We start from the raw sequence: 1699 nt of genomic DNA, 5'->3' as shown, positions 1-1699 counted from the left end.
GCTGCCTTGCCCGTTTCGGCATCGACCTGCTGCGGCTTCAGCATGACCAGATCGTCCGACGCCATCAGCCGCGCCCGGATATTGGCGAAGTCTGCGGGATCGTCGACGTATCGATGCAACGCCTTGGCGATATCGCGCTCATCGAAGGTCGAACGTTCATTGCCGAGCTGCTTCAGCAACAGCGTAGGTTCGGCGAGCAGCCGGTCGGCCATTTCCTGCCGCCAGGCAAGGTCGGCCGGCGCGAAGTACATCTCGGCGCCCCTGCGGGAAAGGGCTGCCTTCTCCGGACCGAGATGTCTTTGGGCGATGCCATCGAGCCCCTGCTCGGCATAGGAGCGGCCATCGAGCCGGATCTCATGGCCTGCAAGCGCCAGATGCCGGTTGGCCGTCTCCGCCCAGGCGACCTTCCATGTCTTCATGGTCTCCTTGTCGCCGGCCCAGAGCTTGTAGACGATCCTGCCCTTTGGTCGGTCGGGCGTGACAACCCGCAACGGCGCGCCGTCTTCACCGGTGACCGCCACCTTCTTGCGTCCAAACCCCTCCTGCGTCAGCGGTCTTAGCGTCGTCATCAGATGGATGTGCGGATTGCCGTCCTTGTCGTGATAGACCCAGTCCGCGACCATGCCCTTGGACGTCAAATTGTCGCGAACGAACTCGCGCACCAGCGCGATATTCTCGGCCCGCGTCAGTTCCTCCGGCAAGGCGATGATCAGCTCACGCGCCAGCTGCGCGTCCGCCCGTTTCTCGAAAACATCGACCGCATTCCACAGCGCCTCGCTCGTCGCTGCAACGGTGCGACCGTCGATCGCCGCGCGCAGCCAAGCTGGGGTCCAGTCTGGGAGCGCCACCTCTTCATGCACCAATTCGGGCGCCCCGCCCCGATAGCTAAAGGACGTACCGGCCTGTTCGTCCATCATCCGGGCGCGGTGGCGATAAGCGGCGGCCGAGACGATGCTGCGCCCCGCCCCTCTGCTGATCACCTGCGCTCTGACGAACATGATCGCCACTGACGTCTCCACCATCATCCGGGCACGTCGCGACAGCGACGTATATTGCGCCCTCAAACCGATCGGACCGCAGGGTCGATGCCGCGTTTGCCGCCGCACACTAGTTTATTTAACTGATTTTTTCCAGGTAGTATATTCACCGGAAGCGTTCATCCCAACGAAAGGAACGTTGGACGGCGAGGTCTTTCCGGCTAGGTGAAGGCTTCTCATCCCGTCCAAGCTGGACAGCCGAACACTTCGCGGAAGAGTGCGGACGTCAACACTCCCGACTGCTCATCACGCCGAATGACCACCTAGTCAAGCAGGGTCATATGTCGGTCGCCACGCACAGGCGGACTACGATCGACACATGGAGATACCAACGAGTTTACGTTGGTATACCGCAAACTAGCTGGATCGACAGTCCAGCACACCCCGCTGCACAAGGAGGGGTCGCGGCCGTTTCCGGCGTCAGCCGATGGGGAGTGTCGAGGGGTGAAACCCCTGTAGCCCGGCGGCCGGTCGATCCGGCCGGCCAGGCTCACGAACACAGCGATAAGCCTCCGTCAGAACGGAGGCTCAGCGTCGATGCGGCCGTCCTGCTCGGCCCAGATCACCTCGCGTTCGGCAAGAGCCAGTTCGAGTTCGTTCTCGATCTGCCGACGCTCTTCTGGATCGGCGTTCCGCAGCTCGGCCTGCAGCAGCGCGATGAT

At 62.6% G+C, this 1699-nt stretch carries 1 protein-coding gene; it reads right to left on the bottom strand.

Annotation, left to right across the window (positions count from 1 at the left end; all coding sequences use genetic code 11):
• Positions 1-1007 (bottom strand): MobA/MobL family protein (locus FY112_RS21020; RefSeq protein WP_181018257.1); only part of this gene is annotated, 1007 nt, incomplete at its 3' end.
• Positions 1008-1699 lie beyond the last annotated feature (692 nt).

The organism is Rhizobium sp. PEPV16 (assembly GCF_008919455.1).
Classification (GTDB): Bacteria; Pseudomonadota; Alphaproteobacteria; order Rhizobiales; family Rhizobiaceae; genus Rhizobium; species Rhizobium leguminosarum_Q.
This window is presented reverse-complemented; position numbering and strand designations above follow the sequence as displayed.